The organism is Lacrimispora sphenoides (assembly GCF_900105215.1).
Taxonomy (GTDB): Bacteria; Bacillota; Clostridia; order Lachnospirales; family Lachnospiraceae; genus Lacrimispora; species Lacrimispora sphenoides_A.
In genome coordinates this window covers 1,061,413-1,082,130 of the sequence record NZ_FOIP01000001.1, presented here as the reverse complement: position 1 = coordinate 1,082,130, position 20,718 = coordinate 1,061,413, and the positions used below count along the sequence as shown (strand labels likewise).

Sequence of the window (20,718 nt, the reverse complement as noted above, 5' to 3'; positions counted from 1 at the left end):
ATATTTTAGAAAAAACCGGCATCGGAAATCGATGCTGGGCGAAGCATAAAAAATAAATAAGAGGTGAAACAGGTATGTATCAGGCAGCAGAAGACAGATATGAGAAAATGGAATACAAACGTTGCGGAAGAAGCGGAGTGTTACTTCCCATGGTGTCCCTGGGTCTATGGCAGAATTTTGGTATGGAAAAGCCTTTACAGGAGCAGCGGGAAATTCTTTTAAGGGCATTTGACATGGGAATCACCCATTTTGATCTGGCCAATAACTACGGTTCTCCGGCATTAGGAAAAGCGGAGGAGAATTTCGGAGAGATTTTAAAAAGCGATCTGGGAAAATACCGGGATGAGCTGCTCATTTCCACCAAGGCCGGATTTGATATGTGGCCGGGACCGTATGGAAACTGGGGCTCCAGAAAGTACTTAATGGCCAGCCTGGATCAAAGCTTAAAACGGATGGGGTTGGAATATGTGGACATTTTCTACCACCACAGGCCGGATCCGGGGACCCCATTAGAGGAAACCATGGGAGCGCTGGCTGATATTGTGAGACAGGGAAAGGCTCTTTATGTGGGAATCTCCAATTACGGAGATCAGGAAGCAAGAGATGCGGTTCTTATGCTAAAAGAAATGGGAGTTCCATGCCTGATCGATCAGCCAAGATATAACATGTTTGAAAGAGGGGCGGAAGATGGACTGTTTTCCACTCTGCTTGAAAATGGCGTAGGCTGCATCTGCTACAGTCCTCTGGCCCAGGGAGCCCTGACTGACAAGTACTTAAAGGGCATTCCTCAGGAATCCAGAGCGGCAAGGCAGGGAACGACCGTAGGCGGGCGTTATCTGTCAGAGGAGAAGCTGGATCAGATTAGGCAGTTAAATGAGCTGGCCCTGGAGCGGGGACAGACACTTGCCCGTATGGCTCTTTCCTGGGTACTTCGGGAAGAAGCGGTGACTTCTGTTCTGATCGGAGCCAGCAGTGTGAAACAACTGGAGGACAGTGCGGCTTGTCTTGATAATCATAAATTTACACAAGAAGAATTGGATAAAATTGATTCTATTTTAAAATAACCATAGCAGGGAAAATTTGTCATGGACGGAAGGGGCGGGCGAAGGATATGAATTACGAGGTTGGAGATATTGTGAAACTTAAAAAGCCCCATCCCTGCGGAAGCCAGGAGTGGGAAGTTTTGAGAGTCGGTGCGGATTTCCGATTAAAATGCATGGGCTGCAGCCATCAGGTCATGGTGCCGAGAAAGCTGGTGGAGAAGAACACCAGGGGCCTAAAAGGGCAGGATGGTTTGCCAAAGACCTAAAATGCTGGAAATCAAAGGAAAAAGTTCGGGAAAATGAGAAAAGGACTTGCTTTTGTCAGATGTTTCCGGTATAATATTAATCCGTGACATATAGATTCCTTGCTCCTGAAACTGAAAGCAGGGGCCAGAGACCACAAGGAGGTAAAGAAGCATGAACAAGTATGAGTTAACCGTTGTTCTTAACGCAAAGCTCGAGGATGAAGAGAGAGCTGCAGCCATCGAAAAAGTGACAGGTTATATCACTCGTTTCGGCGGCGCTGTAACAAACGTTGATGAATGGGGTAAGAAGAGATTAGCTTACGAGATTCAGAAAATGAAAGAAGGATTCTACTACTTCATCAAATTTGATGGCGATTCCACAACTCCCAACGAGTTGGAAGCACACATTCGTATTATGGAGCCTGTCATCAGATACTTATGCGTAAGACAAGAGGCATAATAGATAAAGAAAGCGTGATCGTATGAACAAAGTAATCCTTATGGGCAGATTGACCCGTGATCCAGAAGTAAGATATTCCCAGGGAGAGCGTGCTATGGCAATCGCAAGGTATACCCTTGCAGTTGACCGCAGAAGCCGCAGGAATCAGGACGGCAATGAGCAGACAGCCGATTTTATCAATTGCGTTGCATTTGACAGAGCAGGTGAGTTTGCGGAGAAATATTTCCGTCAGGGCATGAGAGTACTGATTTCCGGAAGGATCCAGACTGGAAGTTATACGAATAAAGACGGCATTAAGGTTTATACAACAGATATCGTTGTAGAAGATCAGGAATTCGCAGATAGCAAAGGCGGAGCTCCCGGAGAAGGCGGCGGCGGTTATCAGCCAGTCTCCAGACCGGCACCCTCCAGTGCAATCGGCGATGGATTTATGAATATTCCGGATGGAGTCGAAGACGAAGGGCTTCCATTCAACTAAATCTAACAGGAGGTAGTACCAATGGCATATAATAGGAATGATAAACCTGATGGCGCTAAGTTCAAAAGAGGCGGCATGCGCAGAAGAAAAAAAGTATGCGTATTCTGCGGAGAGAAGAACGGCGTTATTGATTACAAGGATGTAAATAAATTAAAAAGATATGTGTCTGAGAGAGGAAAAATCCTTCCTAGACGTATCACAGGCAACTGTGCAAAGCATCAGAGAGCGCTTACTGTTGCAATAAAGAGAGCAAGACATATCGCTCTTATGCCTTACACTATGGAGTAAATCCTTATTTTATAAGGGTTTGTGAGTAGGGTAAAGGTTTTTTACTCAAAATTTATTTGGATCGGGATGATTTTTGCGGCTGGATTTCAGACGGGAAGAGAGTTTCGTGATATGAAAAGACTTCACATGAAATGTGGGGTCTTTTTTATTTTATAAAAAGCGATTTCCACATTATGGTTAATAGTATATAATTACATTAAGTAAAAATTTGAATATATAATTGATCTCAATGCAATATAGCAATTGATGAAGATATATTAGAATTGCTGAAGTGAAACGAAAAAACATGGAACTTAATGAAGGTGCAGAAAACTTGAAAATAGTACATTTTTGTGACAGAATTCAATTAAAGTTAACAGTAATTTATAGTATCTGTTATTTATAGTATCTGCATTGCATTAAAATACACCTAATGCAATGATTATTCCCTGAATTCTTGATATATTTGTAACGAGGAGGTGAGGTAATGGATTGGCAGAAGTGCATGAACCAAGCGCTTGATTATATTGAAGATAATTTATCTAATGATATAGATTACTGTGCGGCAGCAAAAATCATGAACTGCTCGGAGTGGGAATTTCGCCGAATTTTTTCTTTTTTAGCTCAAATTCCACTATCCGAATACATTCGCCGCAGACGATTAACTATGGCTGCTATAGATGTAAAAATGGGCTAAAAAATAATTGATGTTGCTATGCGATATGGATATGATTCTCAGGCTGCTTTTTCAAGAGCATTCAGTCGATTTCATGGAATAGCGCCATCTTTAGCCCGGTACGATAGAATAGCGATAAAAACATTTCCCCGCCTGACCTTTAAACTTATATTAATGGAGGGAAACGGTTTGAAGAGGAATCCCAATCACAGAACTAACATTATAGGTGCTGGTGAAGTTGGTTATGCTATTTCGGTAGAAATGGATAAAAACAACATTCATAAAACTAACAGTTCTTTTTGGGACACGAAAGGTAATGAAGTTATAGGTACAACGTCACTTCCCAAGTATGGAGCATTTGTTTCTGAGGAAAAATGTCATCTTTTTGGTGATGTGTCCCGGAAAAAGTTGTTGGAAATAGGCTGCGGAACCGGGCATTCTCTAAAATATCTTGGGGATCGCAAAGCTTCTGAACTATGGGGGATAGATATTTCTGAAAAGCAAATAGAAAAGGCCAGGGAACATTTATCATCGTATGATATTCCGGCAAGATTAATCTGTTCACCAATGGAAGAAGACTGCGGAATACCCGAAGATTACTTTGATTATGTTTATTCGATTTACGGCGTGGGTTGGGCTACTGATCTTGAACGTACTTTTTGCAGGATTTCTTCTTACATTAAAAAAGATGGTTTCTTTATTTTCAGTTGGTCTCACCCGATACATAAATGTGTTGCTATTGAAAATGATTCACTTTCTTTTAAAAAAAGTTATTTTGATGAATCGTGGTATATGGTATCTCTTGAGGGATGTGCAATCTCTTTATCGGATCGCAAGCTATCAACTTATATCAATGCATTAACAAAAGCGGGATTTGCTATTGAGGAAATGATTGAAGAATCTGATGATGAGATTATCCAATTATATAAGGATAGTGATTTTGCTAAAAAAGCCAGAATGCTTCCTGTAACATTTGTAATCAAAGCAAGGAAATTATAGCGATTTATAGTAATCAATATAGTTAAGATTGCTTTATTATTGATAGAATCATACGGTAAGTAGAGAATTATAAACCCAGTAAAATAAAGGAAGATTAGCCAGATGGAAGCAGTTAAAGAGTTTGTTCGTCACTCTAAATGTAATGTTATAAAAAATTTACATATTCCACTGATGTTGGAAAAGCGCTGATTATTGAAATATAAGAAAGCTTAAACTAGAAAAATAAGCCTGTAGATTTGCCACACTCTGAGCTTTTGCGTTATATTATGTGTAAGATTTAAATAAATATATAAAAATAGGTTGTATTTATCCTAGAATAAGCGTATAATATATCTGGAAAGGATGTGATTGTATGCAGGTAAATTTAAAAAACTTAGTATCCATGACAGAAGCAAATCAGAATTTTTCAAAGGTTGCTAAACTAGTAGATGAAAATGGCGTGGCAGTTATTTTAAAAAACAATGCTCCTAGATATATTGTTATTGAATACAGCAAGCTTCAGGAAAATGAAAATGCAGATGACCAGATGGTTGAGGATGTTGCAGAGCAGATTCTTGCAAAGCATATGAAAGCCTTTGAGGAGCTAGCTAAATGATTATTTAAAAAAAGGAACAGGTTATTTCAATTCACAGCATTTTGATAAAAAAGTCAGGTGGACTTGATGGGGTTAGAGATAACAATTTGCTGGAATCGGCATTGCAAGCACCTTTTCAAACATTTGGAGGAGATGAACTATATCCCACAATTCAGAAAAAGGCAGCATGTCTTTGCTATGGTCTGGTTAATAATCATAGTTTTATTGATGGAAACAAGCGTATCGGAATATTGGTCATGATGACGTTTCTGCAACTGAATGGGATGTCAGTAGATTGTACTGATGATGAATTGATTCGATTAGGACTGGGATTGGCTTCTGGAAAGGTGAGCCAGGAGGAGTTGTTTAAATGGATCGTTACCCAAACTGATAAATAGAAGTTTAATGTTGTATAAGTCGTTTCATGCCTACACTATGTAGTAAAGCTTATTTTATAAGGTTTTTTTGATAGATAAGGATTTTAAACAGATATAATAAATCGGGGATTCAAAGAACATCATGGGATTACGCTACTCGGGCCTACAAAACTCAATGATAACCTTCCGATTAACTTTTCTGATATGAGATTTATTGGAGGAAAACGAATTATGGCAGAAATGAAAAAAATCATTTATAAGGAAGCGGACGAACGCCTAATGGTTGGTATGTTCCGGGAAACCTCTTTTTCAAATGCTGGTCAAGTATGGCAGGACTTTTTTCAAGGAGATACAATTGAGAAACTTAACAGGCTATCAGATGTCAAATGCTGTGATGATATTGACGAAAATGACGGGATAGGCTTCATGTATGATTTTAGTGATAAACAGAGCTTCAATATCATCATAGGTGACTTTGTACAAACCAATTCAAAAATACCAGAAGGGCTGTTTGCTAAACATATTCCTAAAGGTTTAATCGCGCATGTTCAAATCGAAGGCGATAATATTGCAGATATACTAGATTCAGCATATTTGTTGATTACGGAAGCTATTGAAAAATCCGGTGGAGTAATTGACTATGAAAATTTCTATTGGTGCGAAGTTTATACACGTCAACGTTATTCAGAGCCGATCCAACGGGGTGAAAAGGTTATCATAGACTACCTTATGCCCGTTAAAGAAAAGTAATTGGGCTTGATTTTAAGAGAGTTGGGTGATAGAAAAGGACCTCACATGAGAGAGTGTGGTCCTTTTTTGTTGACTTTATTTATGGTTACATTGATTAGCTGTTTCGCTTGTTATTGGTAGTAGGTTAACTGGGAAGGAGAATATGGCAATTAAGATCAATTTTATATACACTGACTAGTTAATACGCATTTGGTTTTTATATATTCCTAATTGTGGTAATTGCGGTATGTCTAATAGAAGGAGATTCTTGTATGGAGAACAGTATCATAGCTGATTTAAATTATGGGGATTCCTTATTGTGCCCCTAATGTGTCTTGCCAAATTATTTGCTATACTGATATTATATGCAAATAGTCATTCCAAAGACGAAGACAGGAATACTATAAGGAGATATGTACATAAAAGTTTGGCTGAGAGTTGAAAAGGGTAAAGAAGACTATTATAGAATACAAAAAAAGGATGGCTTAGTCATCCTTTTCAAGTTATTGAAAAAATCTTTTTAAATCCCCAGCCAGTCCGTTAGGTATGCATTTTTACGAACGTCATAATCATCATATTTTGTCTGCAGTTCTTTCTTAGTCAGTAGATCATAAATAGTTCCTAAAACCACTTGAACCACATTTGTGTAGACATTTTCTTCATCGCGAATCGTGAAATTGGCACTGTGGATCTGCCCCTCAATACCGGAAAATCCGAATTGCACGGAGGGGATGAGGTAACTCAAATCACCAATGTCACCAGAGGCCCCGGAAACTTGATTTTTAAGAATCTGTTCGGACGGGCAAACGTCGAGCATATTCTCGAAAACAACTTTAAGCAGCGGCTCAGACTGTTGAAGCGGCATATATCCGGTCTGATTTTCGATTGAACTTTTCAGCTTTAGTGCGAGGGCACAATGATTGACGCAGTCATCTAGCGACTGACAGGCTTCAAGAAGGCTACTAAGCGTATTGGCCCGGATATAGGTCTCTAAAACAGCCTGGTCTGGGACGGTGTTGACACTGCCGCTGCATGCTGTGATAATCGGAGCAATATGAATTCCTTTTTCTGGTGGAAACTGTTCCTTTAAAAAAGATAATGCATTAATAAATAACGCGGCTCCATGCATGGCATTGCGACCCTGGTGTGCCAATGCTCCGGAATGTGCTGCCTGCCCGGTGAAAATAATTCTCTTTTTAGTAAAACCAGTAAGACTGCTACCGATATCAAAAAGGGTATTCTCTTCACTATTAACATGAGCTGATATAATGCAGTCAATGTCATCAAAGAAACCATCTGCAATTAGATTCTGCTTTCCCGAAAAAAAACGAACTTTTCCTGCCTGGACAAGGGCTTCCCGATAATCAAGATCAATAAATTCTTCGGCCGGAGTGGCGATAAAGGTAACGCTGCCCCCGGTTTCATCCAGCAGTCCGCTTTCTTTTATCAGCTTCATGGTAAAAGCCATATCGGCAACCTGGATGCTGTGGCCACAGGCGTGAATCGCTTGTTTTTTATCACCGTTACCGGCATAAACGGCATCCATATCGGCGACCAGGGCGATATGATAACCGGAGCCATTTCGCTCTCCAATATCTGCGCGGACGCCGGTCAGGGATTGATTGCCCTGACAGGAGATGCCATTTTTTTGAAAAAATGACAGGAGATGGGCGGAAGTCTTTTCTTCCCGGAATCCGACTTCGGGACAGGCAAAAAGTGTCCGGCCCAGCTCTTTTAGTTCTTGCTTTTGTTTTTCTAAGGAATCGGTCAGCATCTGTTTTTTTATCATGTAAATTCCTCCCTATTTCAGAACTGAATAATGTCGGGTTCCACTTTTTTGATGTAAGCTTCCAACGAATTGCGATCGATCAGTGCAGGTATGACGCCTTGTCTGGCAACGCTGAAGGCGGCAGCATAGGTAGCAATTCGGGCTGCATGCTCAATCGGATACCCATCAGTTAAGTAAGCTGCCAATGCACCTATGAAAGCATCAGCGGCTCCGGTGGTATCAATCGTCGAAAAATGAACCGCTGGCAGGTAGCCGGTAAAAGTCGGATCTTTGATATAGCATCCTAAATGTCCGAGGGTAATAATAACGGATTTTGCACCATGCCTGATAAATGCTTCAGCTTTTCCCTCAATTGTGGTTTCTTCCGGGCATAGCAGCTCTGCTTCTGTCTTATTTGGAACAAAGATATCTGTGTACTTCATTATTGACGGGTGCAACCGCTTCATTACAGCTGGTTTCAGGATTGTTTTTACACCGCATTCGTGAGCTAGATGGGCGGCTGCTTCAACGGCATTTTCAGGGATTTCCGTTTGTAATAAGCAATAGCTGGTATTTTGGAAGAGATCCTTATGCATCAGGATTTCTTCCGGGCTTAGGGTTTCATTGGCGCCGTTCAAAAGTGTAATCGTGCTTTCCCCGTTGTCCTGAAGGTGGATATATGCTTTGCCGGTCTCGGCTTGGGGGTCGCGTAGAATTCCCAGAGTGTTTACGTGGTTTTCTTCTATAATCGAATAAACGAGAGCCGAGTCGTAATCGTTACCTACTTTTCCAATCAGGGACACTTGATGTCCCAATTTGGCGACCGCGACGGCCTGATTGGCACCTTTTCCGCCGGGGCTGGTAAAGCTGGTATTCGTACTGGCGACCTGGCCTGGCTGTGGCAGTTCGGTTACATTCAGGATTACATCTATGTTAATACTTCCAACTACAACAATCTGCTTGGTCTGGGAAAAATATGGAACATCCAGGCTATGTGTGTTCTCTAACGGATAAGCGGTTTGAAAATTTTCTGTATTGAGCTGCCTCTTTTCGCATTTTTCAATGAGACGTTCACAAACAAAAGAACCAAATTCATAATTAGGAATACGAATACTGGATATTTTGGAAGGCTGGCTAATCCCTCGCAGATCATCTCTTAAGCTGATTAGTGAAAGGTTATATGGCATCTGCAGCCTTTTCTTTTCTAAATCCTCAACCAGCAATTGAGCGGAAGTAAAATGGGTACTGATAATACCGGTCAGTAAATGTGCAAAGATCTGATTTTGCCATTCATCGTTTTCCTCGGGAAGAATCATGTTATCTCGAAAAGGAATCCCATGTTCAAGAAGACATTTTTTGAAACCTTCAAGGGCTAATTTTGAACGGATACTGCCACGCCTGATCAGGCATCCTACTTTTGTATGACCATAGGAAAGGAGGAGTTTAGTCGCCTCATAGCCGATTTGGGTAAAATCGATAAAATAATGACTCGAGTCAAATGGGGCATTAATGCGGCAGACTTCTATTTTATATTTTTTGAAATATTGCTCGTGTTCTTTGCTTTCGTAATTCACCGGTTCCCAGATTACGCCGTCTACCTGACTTTTACATAGTGTAGTGATGTTTTTTAGTTCGGTTTCCAGCGACCCCAGACTGTCGTAGACCAGAAGTCCATAGCCATTTTTTTGAGCGACAGCAATAGCGCCATTCAAAAACAGGCTCGATCTGGTGAAAGAATTAAGTAATACCCCTAATACAAAAGTCTTGGCCTCGGAAACAAGTTTGACACTGGCATAAGGCGTATAGTTATACTCTTTTACAATTTCGAGAACTCGCTCTCGGGTTTTTTGATTAATGCTGTCATCCTTGCCGTTTACGATTTTTGATACGGTTGATATCGATACACCCGCTAATTGGGCAATTTCTTTGATTGTCATGACAACTCTCCATTTCATTGTTATAAATGAATTATGATACAGAAAGATATATTTGTCAACGACGAAGATAAGGGAAAATGTAAAAAAGTACATAATAAATAGTTTTCCTAAAGTATATTTTTATTAAAATTATATAATAGTAATTGACAAACGGAAAAAAAGTGATATTATTTAATAAAATAAATACTTTCGGAAAGTGTTATCCTATTGAAATAGATCAAAGGCATAAGAGGAAAGAGAGGTTGACGGCAATGGCAAAGAGAACATTTATTATTGACTGTGATACGGGTACTGATGATGCAATTGCGATTATAGCTGCTTTATACAGCCCGGAGATTGAACTGGCTGCTATTACTTCGGTAAATGGAAATGTATCGCACCAGTACACCTCACAGAATAATCTGAACCTGATGGAGTATCTTAGCGCTGATATTATGGTTGCCCGGGGAGCTGAGGAGCCCCTGTTTCTAAGAGCACCGTACTATGGTGATACTCACGGCCAGACAGGGCTTGGCGATATTGTACTTCCTACTGCTGTGGCTAGTGATTTTGCAAAAGAAAATGCAATTGAGGTGATCCGTCGGAAAGCAGAAGAACTGAATGGTGAGTTGGAACTGCTTGTCATTGGACCGATGACCAATATTGCTATTGCTCTTTCGCTTTATCCGGACATTGCAGAAAAGATCAAGCACATCTGGTTCATGGGCGGGGCGGTAAAAGGCGGGAATGTTTCCAACACGTCTGAATTTAATATCTGGGTGGACCCGGTAGCGGCCAGGCTGGTTTTAGCATCCGGGATTCCTTGCACTATGGTCGGTCTGGATGTGACGGAACTGGCAATTATGAATCATCAAGATGCAGAAATTTTAAGAAGTATAGGGACGAGAGCCGCGCTGCTGACAGCCGATATTCTGGATTATATGTTCAGACGGCATGAAAAAGGTGGCGAGGATGCGGTGATGCACGATGCCCTGGCCCTGGCGGCGGCGTTGTGTCCCCAGTGTCTGGTCTGTAATGATTACTTTGTCGATGTTGAGTGTATGGATTCTTATGCGGTGGGACATACCGCAGTAGATTTGAGAAATAAACTAGGTCGGAAGCCCAATGTGAAAGTAGCAATGGATATCCATGTCGATTTATTTAAGGAGTGGTTGATTGGCTGCATTGGTAACAGCCGTGAACTATGAGTTTAGTAAAAAGAAAAGACTTTCCAATTATTAGGGAGGCTCAGTTTTATTCCAGGATCCTAATGTTAGCGGTACCCATCATACTGCAACAATTTCTGCGGGTTAGTGTTGATACGGCAGACAGCATTATGCTGGGACGAATTGACCAGTTGCAAATGTCAGCAGTCTCCCAGGCGCAGCAGATATTTTTTATCTTTTATACGTTATGCAACGGCTTTTCAGCCGGATGCTGCGTACTGATTGCTCAATATTGGGGGCGCCAGGGCAAGGAAGAGATAAGAATACTATTTGCGACAGGTATCCGGGCAGTTGCCGTTTTCGGAACAGCGATCTCACTTCTGGTACTGACATTTCCACAGACATTTATGCGGATTTACAGCAGTGACCCTTCGATTATCGAACTGGGTACTTCTTATCTGCGGATCGCGGCTTTCATGTATCTTCCGTGTGGTATGAGTACTATGATGTTTGCTTGCTGCCGGGGGATTGAACAGGTTAAGATATCGTTTATTGCCAATGTGATTTCATATCCAATAAATATTTTGCTGGATTATTGTATGATTTTTGGTAAGTTCGGATTTCCTTGTATGGGGATTCAGGGGGCGGCCCTGGGAGCCGTGATTGCCAGATTGGTGGAATTTACTATCCTGGTAGTATTTGTCTTTAAAAAGGAAAAAAGAATTCAGATGAAAGTAAGAGATTTGCTGAAATCGGACAAACGGTTAAGTAGGAATTTTTACCTTATTGGTATTCCAATTGTTATCCATGAGCTGATCTGGTCAACGGGAACGACAGCGGGAAGTGCTATCACCGGGCAGATGAGCATCAGTGTAGTCGGCGGATATAATATTGCAAATACATTCTACCAATTGGTTGCCTGCGTTATGAATGGAATTTTACAAGCCTGCAGTGTTGTGATCGGTAAAGCGATCGGTTCGGGTCTAAAGAAGACGGAGATTAAAAAGCAGGCTTACAGTGTTCTGGTTCTTGGATTTGCCGGAGGAACGATGCTGGGGATGATAATGATTCTGTTTGGGATACCCTTTACAAAACTTTACCGGCTGACCGATGAGACCCGGGCTTATGCCATACAATTTATGGCGATTCTGGCACTGATCTGGCCGTTTTCCGGTGTGGAGATGACTGGAATCATTGCCACTTTGCGGGCCGGGGGAGACGGGAAGACAGGGCTGGTCACGGATATCTTCACGATGTGGTTGATTACCATACCGCTTGCATCATTAGGTGCTTTTGTTTTCGACTGGCCGGCTGCTGTGGTGATTGGAATCATTAAATTTAATATTGTATTAGAAGCACTGGTGGGAGTTTGGCGGATTCGATCCATGAAATGGATTCGCAACCTGACGTCGTGCTGAAAATAAAACAAGAAGTCAAACAAAAAAGAGGAGGCATTATATGAAAAAAGGTGTAAAGAAAGTAATTGCGGTTGTGATAGCCACGGCAATGGCAGCAGGTCTTACAGCTTGTGGTTCGGGAGGAATAACAAAAACATCAAGTGCAGTTGATACCGGAAGCCAGGAAACGAAAACCGAAAGTGGAGCTCCGGCTGCCAAAGACGGCGAAAAGGGGCGGATTGCCTATATTGTAGGAAATCTGGGGGACAAGTCTTTTAACGATTCCGGTGAAGAGGGAATGAAAATACTCCGTGCGGAAGGTTGGGATTGTAAGACGGTTGAAGCCGGCGATGAGACAAAAGCGGATAAATGGGAAGATGCCATGCTGGATACCATAGACGAAGGCTATGAATATATCGTGGCATCCTCTACGTATCGTGATATTTTGATCCGCTTGGCGAAGGAATATCCGGAGGTTAAGTTTGTATGTTTTGATGATTCTATGAATCAATCTGAGATACCGGAAAACCTGGCTCTTATTTTCTACGCCCAGAATGAGGGCTCTTACATGGTAGGACAGCTGGCAGCCGGTATGTCTAAATCAAAAGTTGTGGCAGTTAATGTAGGAATGGATAATCCGGTTATTGCTGACTTTGTCACCGGTTTTGTAAATGGTGTTCAGGATTACGATCCGGAGTGCAAAGTTGTTAAGGCAACCGTTGGTTCCTGGACGGATCCGGCCAAGATGAAAGAACTTTGTCTTTCTCAGGCAAGAGATAAAAAAGCTGATGTATTCTATCAGGTGGCCGGCGGAGCCGGCGGCGGTTTGTTTGAAGCTTGCAAAGAACTGAACACCTGGGCAATTGGTGTGGATTCTGATCAGTATCAGTATTATAAAAATTCCGAGAATCCGGAACTTGCCGATGTAATTTTAACCTCCATGCTGAAAAATGTCGGTGATTCTTTTGTATCATTTTTCCATGATGTTGAAGCTGGAAAAGATGTATGGAAGAAAGTAAACCGTCTGGGTCTGGCGGAAAGTTCCGTTGGATATGTTGATAATGATTTCTTCAAAGAATCCGTTCCGGAAGAAGTGCGTCAGAATATGAAAGAGGCACAGTCTAAGATCGTCAGCGGTGAAAAGTCAGTGAAATCTTACTATGATTTTGCGGATGAGGCCGAGTATCAGGCAATGCTTGACAGTGTAGCACCTTAACAGAACAAAGCGTAAACTGCCGGGATTTTTTACAGAAATTTCGGCAGTTTGCCGTAGGAGGAAGATATGTCTGGTGAAGTTTTGAGAATGGAGAACATTACTAAGATTTACAGTAATGGATTTGTCGCCAATAAGGGCATTACCTTTTGGCTGAATGAAGGAGAGATTCTGGCTCTGGTAGGAGAAAACGGAGCAGGAAAAACGACGTTGATGAAAGTTCTCTTCGGGTTGGAAAATGCCCAGTCCGGACGTGTTGTGGTACAAGAGCAGGAGGTTCAGATTCAAAATACACTGGATGCCATTGATAAAGGCATAGGAATGGTACATCAGCATTTTATGCTGGTGCCATCACTGACTGTAGCGGAGAATGTGGCTTTGGGAATCGAACCAATGAAAAAGGGAACCTTTGATTACAACAAAGCAGTGGAGATGACCAGAGAAGTAGCAGAAAAGTATAATTTTAATATTGATCCCAAGATGAAAGTGATGGACCTTTCGGTTGGTCAGATGCAGAAGGTTGAGATCATGAAAGTGTTGATTCGAGGAGCGAAAATTATCATTTTGGATGAACCGACGGCGGTCCTGACACCTCAGGAGACAGATGAATTGTTTGAACAGCTGATTCTGTTAAGGAAGAGCGGGCATTCGATTATCTTTATCTCACACAAGCTGGAAGAAGTAAAACGTATCTGCAGCCGTGTTACGGTTCTGCGCCATGGTTTTTGTCTGGGTAGTTATGAACTGGAGGATATGAGTGAAGCCGATATCTCAAGACTGATGGTTGGCCGGGATGTCATACTAAGGATTGATAAAGAACAGCCAAAGCCCGGGGAAGCTGTTGTACATATCAAAAATCTGATTAAGATCAACGAAATGGGAAAGACCGTACTAGATGGTGTCTCTCTTGATATTCGTGCGGGTGAAGTAGTAGGCATTGCCGGTGTAGAAGGAAATGGCCAGAGTGAACTTTCTGACGTATTATCAGGACTTGGTATCTTCTCTTCCGGTGAAGTATCCATTAACGGAACCAGCATATCAGGAAAAACTGTTCACCAGATCCGGCAGTTGGGGTTGGCATTTATTCCGGAAGACAGAATGGATTTTGGCTGTGCCGGAGATATGTCAATTCGGGATAATATCATATCGGACCGCTATTTTCAGCCGCAGTACCGGAAGGGCCCTTTTATTAACCGAAAATATATTGATCAGATTGTTGACCAGTGTATTAAAGATTTTGAAATAGCCTGTGATGATAGAAACCAGCCGGTACGGATGCTTTCCGGTGGTAATATCCAAAAGGTGGTGGTGGCCAGAGAGTTTACTTCCGGCAGCAATTTTATTCTGGCCAATCAGCCGACCAGGGGAATTGACGTTGGTGCAGCGGAAATGATTCGTAAGACAATTGTCCGTAAATCAAGGGAAGAAAAGACGGCTTCCCTGCTGATCTCAGCCGATTTGAATGAAGTACTGGAGTGTTCTGACAGGCTGCTGGTTATGCGGAAAGGGAAGATTGTGGCAGCATTTAAGCAGGCAAATCTCGTTTCGGAAGACGAATTGGGGGAATATATGCTGGGTATTAAAACAATGACAGCAAAAGAAATGGAGGATGTGCTATGAGCAAAACAAGGCGAATAGAAACAACAGTCGAATTGGTGCGCATCCTTGTTGCTATCGGCATTGCTTATGGAATTGCACTCGTTACACTGTTTGCCATCAGTGATGATCCGGTCTACGTTATCAGGCAATTTGTATTAGGCCCGTTCTCTTCTGTGCGGAGAGTCGGAAGCATAATTAATCTGGCCATTCCGTTTACATTTACCGGATTATGTTTTTGTTTTGTATATGCAGTAAATAAGTTTAATCTCTCCGGTGAAGGCATTTTTATGTTTTCAGGGTGTATTGTTTCTCTGACTGCTATTTCATTAGGCGGAGCGGGCCTGCCGACGCCGGTTATGCTTTTGATCCTGCTGGCAGTTGGCGCAATCGTGGGGTTCTTAGTTTCCCTGATTCCGGCATGGTTGGATGTTAAGTTTAAGGCCAATATTGTGGTTGTCTCCCTGATGCTTAACAGCATTTTAGCATTTTTATCGATCTGGGTGCTGAAGTATTTCATGCGGGATCCGTCTATTGGTTCGCTGGGATCCTATATGATTCCGGAGTCGGCAAAGCTACCCATGATCTTTGGAAAGTTTCGCGTTCAGTCAGGATTCTTTGTTGCTTTGATCGCTGTGGCTTTCGTTGGAGTTTTGTTCTATAAGACCATTTTTGGATATAAGATGCGGGTTGTGGGAAGTAATCCGAATTTTGCCAAGGCTAGCGGTATCAACATGAACGGTACGATTATTCTGGCTCAATTAGTTGGCGGCATTTTTGCCGGTATGGGCGGTACGTGTGAGATTCTGGGCAATTATGATCGTTACAAATGGGTCGTTAGTACCCAGCATGGTTTTGATGGTCTGATGGTTGCCGTTCTGGCCAGAAAGAATCCGATTCTGGTTCCGGTAGCAGCGATTCTGCTGGCATATATCCGGATCGGTGCTGATGTTGTAAACTCCAAAGGTGATATTCCGATTGAGTTCATTACTGTTATCCAGGGAATCGTTATTCTTCTGGTAGCGGCTGAAGAATTCATGGGAAGATATAAGAAAAAACTAATCTATAAAGCGGCCCAGAAGGACATGAAGATGGACCGGGAAAGAGAAGCAAAGGAAATTTTGGCAGAAAATGCAGCAGAAGCCGGAAAGGAGAGCGTGGAGTAAGATCCATGCAGAAACGCATATGTTTACAATAGAATGGTTTGCAAATTTTGGGTTTTCAGTACTGCGTTTGTCAACGCCGCTGATTTTTGTAGCATTGGCAGCGGTCATTAACCGGAAAGCCGGAATGCTTAACATGGCATTGGAAGGAATGATGCTTTCGGCAGCACTGGCAGGTGTAATTTTTGCCGGTCTTTCCGGGAATGTTTGGATCGGCTTACTTGGAGCGGTTATCTTTGGTGTACTTTCCGGCGGGGTACTGGCAGTGTCCAATCTGTCCGGTAAAACAGATCTTTATCTGACCTGTATAGCGTTTAACCTGGTTGCCAGCGGCGGCACAGTATTTGTCATGTATTTGCTGACCGGAGAAAAGGCGGCTACATCGGCAGCGATTAAGGCCTATACGATTCCCTCGGTGGCAATACCGCTAATTGATAAGATTCCGTTTTTAGGGCAGGTACTGTCGGGGCATAACCTGCTTACTTATCTGGCATTCTTGAGCATCTACTTGGTATGGTTTTTCCTGTATCGGACCCGGCTGGGACTCAGGATGCGGGCAGTTGGGGAAAACCCGCAGGCAGCGGCATCGGTGGGAATTAATGTAAAAAAGATTGGTTATATATCATTTCTGGCTTCAGGAGTGCTTTGCGGTTTTGCGGGAGCATTCATGTCGATGGGATGGGTTAGCTTCTTTATGAAGAATATGACAAACGGCAGAGGATATATCGGTTTGTCAGCCATGAATATTGCCGGTAGTAATCCGATTGGAACCGCGGTAGCAGCAGTTTTCTTTGGCTTTTCGGATGCCCTGGCTACTACGCTGAAAAGTCAGGGAACTAATTTTCCAACGGAGTTTATTGAAATGATTCCCTATGCGGCAACTATATTTGCCCTTGTATTGATTAATATGATACGAATCAATCAGAGGAAGCGGATCGAAAAAGGATTGAAGAGAGAAGGTGCATAAACGATGGAAACGAGTAAGAAAGTATGGATTGACTGTGATCCAGGAATAGATGACAGTTTTGCGCTGCTTCTGGCAATGAAGCATCTTTCTGTTGTCGGGATTTCGGCGGTTGGGGGAAATACCGGACTTGATCATACGTTTCGCAATGCCAGATATGTGACGGAGCTGGCGGGGTATGGAGACATTCCAGTTTATGCCGGCTATGATATGCCGATGTTTGCAAAACCTGAACGGGCAGAATATGTTCATGGCAGCAGTGGATTAGGGAATATCATGGTTCCGAGCCTGAAGGGAGAGCAGCAAAGGGAACATGCGGTGGATGCGCTGATTGATGCTTTTCGCTGTCAGACAGACATGACGCTGGTGACGTTAGGACCATTGACTAATGTAGCACAGGCACTATTAAAGGAGCCGGAGTTAAAACATAAGATTCCGGAAATCATCTCCATGGGGGGCTCGGTTACAACTGGAAATTATAATGCCTGTGCAGAATTTAATATAGCTGTGGACCCGGAAGCAGCAAAAATTGTTTATGAATCCGGAATTCCAATCCGGATGGTTGGGCTTAACCTGTGCCGCCAGAATTCCATGACAATAGCTGAGGTGGAACAGCTTAAGGCGCTGCCGGGACTGGTAGCGGCAGCGGCAGCAGATTTACTGGAATATTCGGTCAATCAGGGGAGGCAATCGCAGCTGTGTGATGCTTGTGCGATAGCCTGGTTGATTGATCCGGCAATTATTACCTGTGCACTGCCAATGCATGTAGATGTGGAGACAAAGGGAGAGTTTACAAGAGGAATGACTGTCTGCGATTACCGTGATTATATAGGTATGGCGCCAAAGGAGGATATCGGAAGAGAAGTCTGCTATCCGGTAGATAGCAGTGAAAAGAATGTGCTTGCTGCAATGGAGTTTAATAAGACTCGTTTTAAAGAATTGCTAATCCAAACCATAAAAAGCTACGAGGTATAATATGAAGCTATTAAATTTTGGCTCTATGAACATTGATTATGTATATAAAGTAGAACACTTTGTGCGCAAAGGAGAGACCATATCTTCAGAATATTTAAATGTGTTCAGCGGCGGGAAGGGGTTAAATCAGTCTATTGCCCTGGCCAGAGCGGGGGAAGAAGTATATCATGCCGGAGCTATCGGGAATGAGGGCGAATTTTTGCTGGAGGTCCTTAAACGGGCGGGAGTGAATACAGGCTGTATTACAGTCCTGGGTGAAGTGCAGACCGGCCATGCGATCATTCAGAATGACAGTGATGGGGATAACTGCATCATTCTTTTTGGCGGAGCGAACCAAAGGATTAGTAAAGAACATGTTGAACAGGTTCTGTCTGGTTTTTGCGTTGGGGATTTTGTTGTTCTGCAAAATGAGATCAGTGAACTGGGATATATCATCAGCAGGGCACATGAAATAGGTATGACGATAGTACTGAATCCTTCTCCAATGGATCATAAGGTTTTAGAATTACCGTTAAACCTGGTAAATTACTTTCTGGTAAACGAGGTGGAAGCAGCGTCTTTGGCTGAAACATCGGGCGAAAGTGATGAAGAAGTGCTGGTAAAGCTGGCGGCGAAATTTCCTGATGCCAAAATAGTCATGACACTTGGGGAAAAAGGGTCTCTTTACTGGGATGGGCAGCAGATTTACCGCCAGGAGGCGGTAAGAGCGGAAGCGGTTGATACAACGGCGGCAGGAGATACATATACAGGATATTTTATCTCGGGAATCATGAGAGATGAAAAGATTGAGGATGTTTTGCATCGGGCGTCGGTTGCCTCGGCCATTGCAGTAACAAGGCCAGGAGCGGCATCATCAATTCCGGAACGAAAAGAAGTGGAAGAAATGGTAAAAAACAAAAGGGAAGGGAGATAAAAGGATGAATGAAAATATTGCTATGAAACACACGCCAACCCCTCATATTGATGCAAAACCGGGTGATATCGCAGAATCAATTCTGCTTCCGGGCGATCCGCTGCGGGCGAAGTTTATTGCTGACAACTTTCTGGAAAATGTAACACAGTTTAATAAGACAAGAGGAATGCTGGGATATACCGGTTACTTTAAGGGAAAACGGATATCGGTAATGGGAACTGGAATGGGCTGCCCGTCAATAGGGATCTATTCTTATGAGTTGATTCATTATTACGGCGTGAAGAATTTAATCCGCATCGGAACTGCTGGATCGATGCAGCCACAAGTAAAACTGCGGGATGTAATCATTGCCATCGGCAGTTGTACGGAGACGAACTATCTGGCAACATACCAGTTGCCGGGAGATTATTCCTGTACAGCGAGTTACAAATTGCTGCGTCAGGCAGTACAGTGCGCGGAAGAGATGGATCTGCCATATCATGTCGGCAATATTCTGTGCACAGATGCATTTTATAAACCGGATTTACCGAAAACAGGTGTATCGTGGGCAGATATGGGAGTTCTGGCGTGTGAGATGGAGTCTACTGCTCTTTATGCGAATGCGGCCTATGGAAAAGCAAATGCATTATGTATTTTAACGATTTCAGATTCGCCATTTGAAGAGGAAGAAATCTCTGCTGAAGGCAGGCAGAATTCTTTTACCAGGATGATGGAACTGGCACTTTCGATTATTTAATGAAATAAGAAATATTTAAGAAGAATCCACAAAATTATGATATGATAATGATTTTGTGGATTCTTTGGGTATTCCATTGGTTTTCTTTATGTTATAGTAATAATAAAAAGCTCAATATATGATAATTCAGAAGCTATAGAGAAGAATTTAGAGGTTCTGACACTGGATATGGGTTCTGCTTCATTTCAGGAGACAAAATATGGAGAACAATACAAAAGTAATTCAGGCGATAGAAGAATACTGTTTAAGGCACCCAGGTGCATATGAGGCAAGGCCATTTGGTGAATACCCAATCTGCTATAAGGTTATGGGAAAGATCTTTGCACAATTTAATCCTGAGGAAAAGTTTTACAAGATAACGTTAAAATGTGTGCCGGATAAAGCAAGTCTTTACCGGCAGCTTTATCCGGGGATTGTAGTACGCGGATATCACTGCCCGCCGGTTCAGCAGCCCTATTGGAATACCATTAACCTGGATGATTTCTTCGATCTGGACATGTTGTTTCAGATGATTGATGAAGCATATGATGCTGTAATAAATAAGTTCAGCAAAAAGGCAAAAACGGAGTTGTTAACTCTTTCTGAATTGGAGTTTAAGGATACGGATGGGGAAGATCAGGATTTTGCAATGCTTTGCAATCGATTGGACAGTGCCCTTGATGAAATCGTTGGGGGTAAATTTCAAAGAAGTCAGTATGAACAATACAATCAAAGAGATTGTATCCATGACGTGATTGTGGCATATCGGGAAGGGAAACCGATTGGGTGCGGTTCCTTTAAAATGTATGATGAAGATCATGCAGAGTTAAAACGAATTTATGTGGAACCATCGTATCGAAATATGGGATTGGGTGCAGAAGTGGTTCGAAGATTAGAGGCAAAGGCAAAGATCAAAGGATATCGATGGTGCATTTTAGAGACTGGTAAACCGTTAGAAGCAGCTTGTTCTATGTACAAAAAGGCAGGATACAAAATTATGCCGAACTATGGGCAGTACGCGGATATGCCTGATTCAATTTGTATGGAACGAAAAATCTAATGGGGAATTTGGGGGATTTATTCT

The 20,718-nt window shown here is 42.4% G+C and carries 22 protein-coding genes; 20 read left to right on the top strand and 2 right to left on the bottom strand.

The window, feature by feature from the left end; genetic code table 11:
- Window positions 1-74 precede the first annotated feature (74 nt).
- The 10 genes from BMW45_RS04860 to BMW45_RS04815 all read left to right on the top strand — a co-directional run bounded on the left by BMW45_RS04860 (window position 75) and on the right by BMW45_RS04815 (window position 5,869).
- Window positions 75-1,064, top strand: a complete 990-nt coding sequence (locus tag BMW45_RS04860) for an aldo/keto reductase (RefSeq protein WP_025230964.1) — start codon at window positions 75-77, stop codon at window positions 1,062-1,064.
- Window positions 1,065-1,111: 47 nt separating this feature from the next.
- Entirely contained in the window at window positions 1,112-1,309 is a 198-nt protein-coding gene (locus tag BMW45_RS04855) for a DUF951 domain-containing protein (protein ID WP_092240990.1), read from the top strand.
- Between the two features lie 151 nt (window positions 1,310-1,460).
- Entirely contained in the window at window positions 1,461-1,748 is a 288-nt protein-coding gene (gene rpsF, locus BMW45_RS04850) for a 30S ribosomal protein S6 (RefSeq protein ID WP_054791054.1), read from the top strand.
- 22 nt (window positions 1,749-1,770) lie between these two features.
- The gene (locus BMW45_RS04845; protein WP_054791053.1) at window positions 1,771-2,226 is read left to right on the top strand and encodes a single-stranded DNA-binding protein; all 456 of its coding nucleotides are present in this window, start codon (window positions 1,771-1,773) and stop codon (window positions 2,224-2,226) included.
- 21 nt (window positions 2,227-2,247) lie between these two features.
- Complete coding sequence (gene rpsR / locus BMW45_RS04840; RefSeq protein ID WP_025230968.1) at window positions 2,248-2,514, top strand: 30S ribosomal protein S18; 267 nt, start codon at window positions 2,248-2,250, stop codon at window positions 2,512-2,514.
- 466 nt (window positions 2,515-2,980) lie between these two features.
- Window positions 2,981-3,190, top strand: a complete 210-nt coding sequence (locus tag BMW45_RS28355; RefSeq protein ID WP_092240988.1) for a helix-turn-helix domain-containing protein — start codon at window positions 2,981-2,983, stop codon at window positions 3,188-3,190.
- Window positions 3,191-3,358: 168 nt separating this feature from the next.
- Window positions 3,359-4,168 (top strand): class I SAM-dependent methyltransferase, encoded by an 810-nt coding sequence (locus BMW45_RS04830; RefSeq protein WP_092240986.1) that lies wholly within the window; start codon window positions 3,359-3,361, stop codon window positions 4,166-4,168.
- Window positions 4,169-4,520: 352 nt separating this feature from the next.
- Complete coding sequence (locus BMW45_RS04825) at window positions 4,521-4,763, top strand: type II toxin-antitoxin system Phd/YefM family antitoxin (RefSeq protein ID WP_092240984.1); 243 nt, start codon at window positions 4,521-4,523, stop codon at window positions 4,761-4,763.
- A 23-nt stretch (window positions 4,764-4,786) separates the two neighbouring features.
- Complete coding sequence (locus tag BMW45_RS04820) at window positions 4,787-5,140, top strand: type II toxin-antitoxin system death-on-curing family toxin (RefSeq protein ID WP_092240983.1); 354 nt, start codon at window positions 4,787-4,789, stop codon at window positions 5,138-5,140.
- 210 nt (window positions 5,141-5,350) lie between these two features.
- Window positions 5,351-5,869, top strand: coding sequence for a GyrI-like domain-containing protein (locus tag BMW45_RS04815; protein WP_242882906.1), 519 nt, complete (start codon window positions 5,351-5,353; stop codon window positions 5,867-5,869).
- Window positions 5,870-6,368: 499 nt separating this feature from the next.
- On the opposite strand, the gene BMW45_RS04810 is transcribed toward BMW45_RS04815, so the two are convergent.
- Window positions 6,369-7,637 (bottom strand): M20/M25/M40 family metallo-hydrolase, encoded by a 1,269-nt coding sequence (locus BMW45_RS04810; protein WP_092240980.1) that lies wholly within the window; start codon window positions 7,635-7,637, stop codon window positions 6,369-6,371.
- 17 nt (window positions 7,638-7,654) lie between these two features.
- Window positions 7,655-9,553 (bottom strand): PfkB family carbohydrate kinase, encoded by a 1,899-nt coding sequence (locus BMW45_RS04805; RefSeq protein ID WP_092240979.1) that lies wholly within the window; start codon window positions 9,551-9,553, stop codon window positions 7,655-7,657.
- 251 nt (window positions 9,554-9,804) lie between these two features.
- Between BMW45_RS04805 and BMW45_RS04800 the strand changes: the two genes are divergently transcribed.
- The 10 genes from BMW45_RS04800 to BMW45_RS28350 all read left to right on the top strand — a co-directional run bounded on the left by BMW45_RS04800 (window position 9,805) and on the right by BMW45_RS28350 (window position 20,694).
- The gene (locus BMW45_RS04800) at window positions 9,805-10,740 is read left to right on the top strand and encodes a nucleoside hydrolase (RefSeq protein WP_143057008.1); all 936 of its coding nucleotides are present in this window, start codon (window positions 9,805-9,807) and stop codon (window positions 10,738-10,740) included.
- Window positions 10,737-12,116 (top strand): MATE family efflux transporter, encoded by a 1,380-nt coding sequence (locus BMW45_RS04795; protein WP_092240975.1) that lies wholly within the window; start codon window positions 10,737-10,739, stop codon window positions 12,114-12,116. Before BMW45_RS04800 ends, BMW45_RS04795 begins: the two co-directional genes overlap by 4 nt.
- Window positions 12,117-12,156: 40 nt before the next feature.
- Window positions 12,157-13,311, top strand: coding sequence for a BMP family ABC transporter substrate-binding protein (locus BMW45_RS04790; protein WP_092240973.1), 1,155 nt, complete (start codon window positions 12,157-12,159; stop codon window positions 13,309-13,311).
- 66 nt (window positions 13,312-13,377) lie between these two features.
- Window positions 13,378-14,928, top strand: coding sequence for an ABC transporter ATP-binding protein (locus tag BMW45_RS04785; protein ID WP_092240971.1), 1,551 nt, complete (start codon window positions 13,378-13,380; stop codon window positions 14,926-14,928).
- Window positions 14,925-16,070 (top strand): ABC transporter permease, encoded by a 1,146-nt coding sequence (locus BMW45_RS04780; RefSeq protein ID WP_092240969.1) that lies wholly within the window; start codon window positions 14,925-14,927, stop codon window positions 16,068-16,070. The genes BMW45_RS04785 and BMW45_RS04780 overlap by 4 nt, the downstream gene beginning before the upstream one ends.
- Before the next feature lie 19 nt (window positions 16,071-16,089).
- Window positions 16,090-17,034 (top strand): ABC transporter permease, encoded by a 945-nt coding sequence (locus tag BMW45_RS04775; RefSeq protein ID WP_092240967.1) that lies wholly within the window; start codon window positions 16,090-16,092, stop codon window positions 17,032-17,034.
- 3 nt (window positions 17,035-17,037) lie between these two features.
- Window positions 17,038-18,006 (top strand): nucleoside hydrolase, encoded by a 969-nt coding sequence (locus BMW45_RS04770; RefSeq protein WP_092240965.1) that lies wholly within the window; start codon window positions 17,038-17,040, stop codon window positions 18,004-18,006.
- Between the two features lies 1 nt (window position 18,007).
- Complete coding sequence (locus BMW45_RS04765) at window positions 18,008-18,919, top strand: ribokinase (RefSeq protein ID WP_092240964.1); 912 nt, start codon at window positions 18,008-18,010, stop codon at window positions 18,917-18,919.
- Window positions 18,920-18,935: 16 nt separating this feature from the next.
- A complete protein-coding gene (gene deoD / locus BMW45_RS04760; protein WP_092246177.1) occupies window positions 18,936-19,655 on the top strand; it encodes a purine-nucleoside phosphorylase in 720 nt (239 codons plus the stop codon).
- A gap of 199 nt (window positions 19,656-19,854) precedes the next feature.
- The gene (locus BMW45_RS28350; RefSeq protein ID WP_242882905.1) at window positions 19,855-20,694 is read left to right on the top strand and encodes a GNAT family N-acetyltransferase; all 840 of its coding nucleotides are present in this window, start codon (window positions 19,855-19,857) and stop codon (window positions 20,692-20,694) included.
- Window positions 20,695-20,718: the final 24 nt, after the last annotated feature.

Excerpts from the sequence above, each read along its gene's own strand:
- BMW45_RS04860 (WP_025230964.1), top strand. The coding sequence starts at position 75 with ATGTATCAGGCAGCAGAAGACAGATATGAGAAAATGGAATACAAACGT.
- BMW45_RS04855 (WP_092240990.1), top strand. The coding sequence starts at position 1,112 with ATGAATTACGAGGTTGGAGATATTGTGAAACTTAAAAAGCCCCATCCC.
- rpsF (WP_054791054.1), top strand. The coding sequence starts at position 1,461 with ATGAACAAGTATGAGTTAACCGTTGTTCTTAACGCAAAGCTCGAGGAT.
- BMW45_RS04845 (WP_054791053.1), top strand. The coding sequence starts at position 1,771 with ATGAACAAAGTAATCCTTATGGGCAGATTGACCCGTGATCCAGAAGTA.
- rpsR (WP_025230968.1), top strand. The coding sequence starts at position 2,248 with ATGGCATATAATAGGAATGATAAACCTGATGGCGCTAAGTTCAAAAGA.
- BMW45_RS28355 (WP_092240988.1), top strand. The coding sequence starts at position 2,981 with ATGGATTGGCAGAAGTGCATGAACCAAGCGCTTGATTATATTGAAGAT.
- BMW45_RS04825 (WP_092240984.1), top strand. The coding sequence starts at position 4,521 with ATGCAGGTAAATTTAAAAAACTTAGTATCCATGACAGAAGCAAATCAG.
- BMW45_RS04815 (WP_242882906.1), top strand. The coding sequence starts at position 5,351 with ATGGCAGAAATGAAAAAAATCATTTATAAGGAAGCGGACGAACGCCTA.
- BMW45_RS04810 (WP_092240980.1), bottom strand. The coding sequence starts at position 7,637 with ATGATAAAAAAACAGATGCTGACCGATTCCTTAGAAAAACAAAAGCAA.
- BMW45_RS04805 (WP_092240979.1), bottom strand. The coding sequence starts at position 9,553 with ATGACAATCAAAGAAATTGCCCAATTAGCGGGTGTATCGATATCAACC.
- BMW45_RS04800 (WP_143057008.1), top strand. The coding sequence starts at position 9,805 with ATGGCAAAGAGAACATTTATTATTGACTGTGATACGGGTACTGATGAT.
- BMW45_RS04795 (WP_092240975.1), top strand. The coding sequence starts at position 10,737 with ATGAGTTTAGTAAAAAGAAAAGACTTTCCAATTATTAGGGAGGCTCAG.
- BMW45_RS04790 (WP_092240973.1), top strand. The coding sequence starts at position 12,157 with ATGAAAAAAGGTGTAAAGAAAGTAATTGCGGTTGTGATAGCCACGGCA.
- BMW45_RS04785 (WP_092240971.1), top strand. The coding sequence starts at position 13,378 with ATGTCTGGTGAAGTTTTGAGAATGGAGAACATTACTAAGATTTACAGT.
- BMW45_RS04780 (WP_092240969.1), top strand. The coding sequence starts at position 14,925 with ATGAGCAAAACAAGGCGAATAGAAACAACAGTCGAATTGGTGCGCATC.
- BMW45_RS04775 (WP_092240967.1), top strand. The coding sequence starts at position 16,090 with ATGTTTACAATAGAATGGTTTGCAAATTTTGGGTTTTCAGTACTGCGT.
- BMW45_RS04770 (WP_092240965.1), top strand. The coding sequence starts at position 17,038 with ATGGAAACGAGTAAGAAAGTATGGATTGACTGTGATCCAGGAATAGAT.
- BMW45_RS04765 (WP_092240964.1), top strand. The coding sequence starts at position 18,008 with ATGAAGCTATTAAATTTTGGCTCTATGAACATTGATTATGTATATAAA.
- BMW45_RS28350 (WP_242882905.1), top strand. The coding sequence starts at position 19,855 with ATGGAGAACAATACAAAAGTAATTCAGGCGATAGAAGAATACTGTTTA.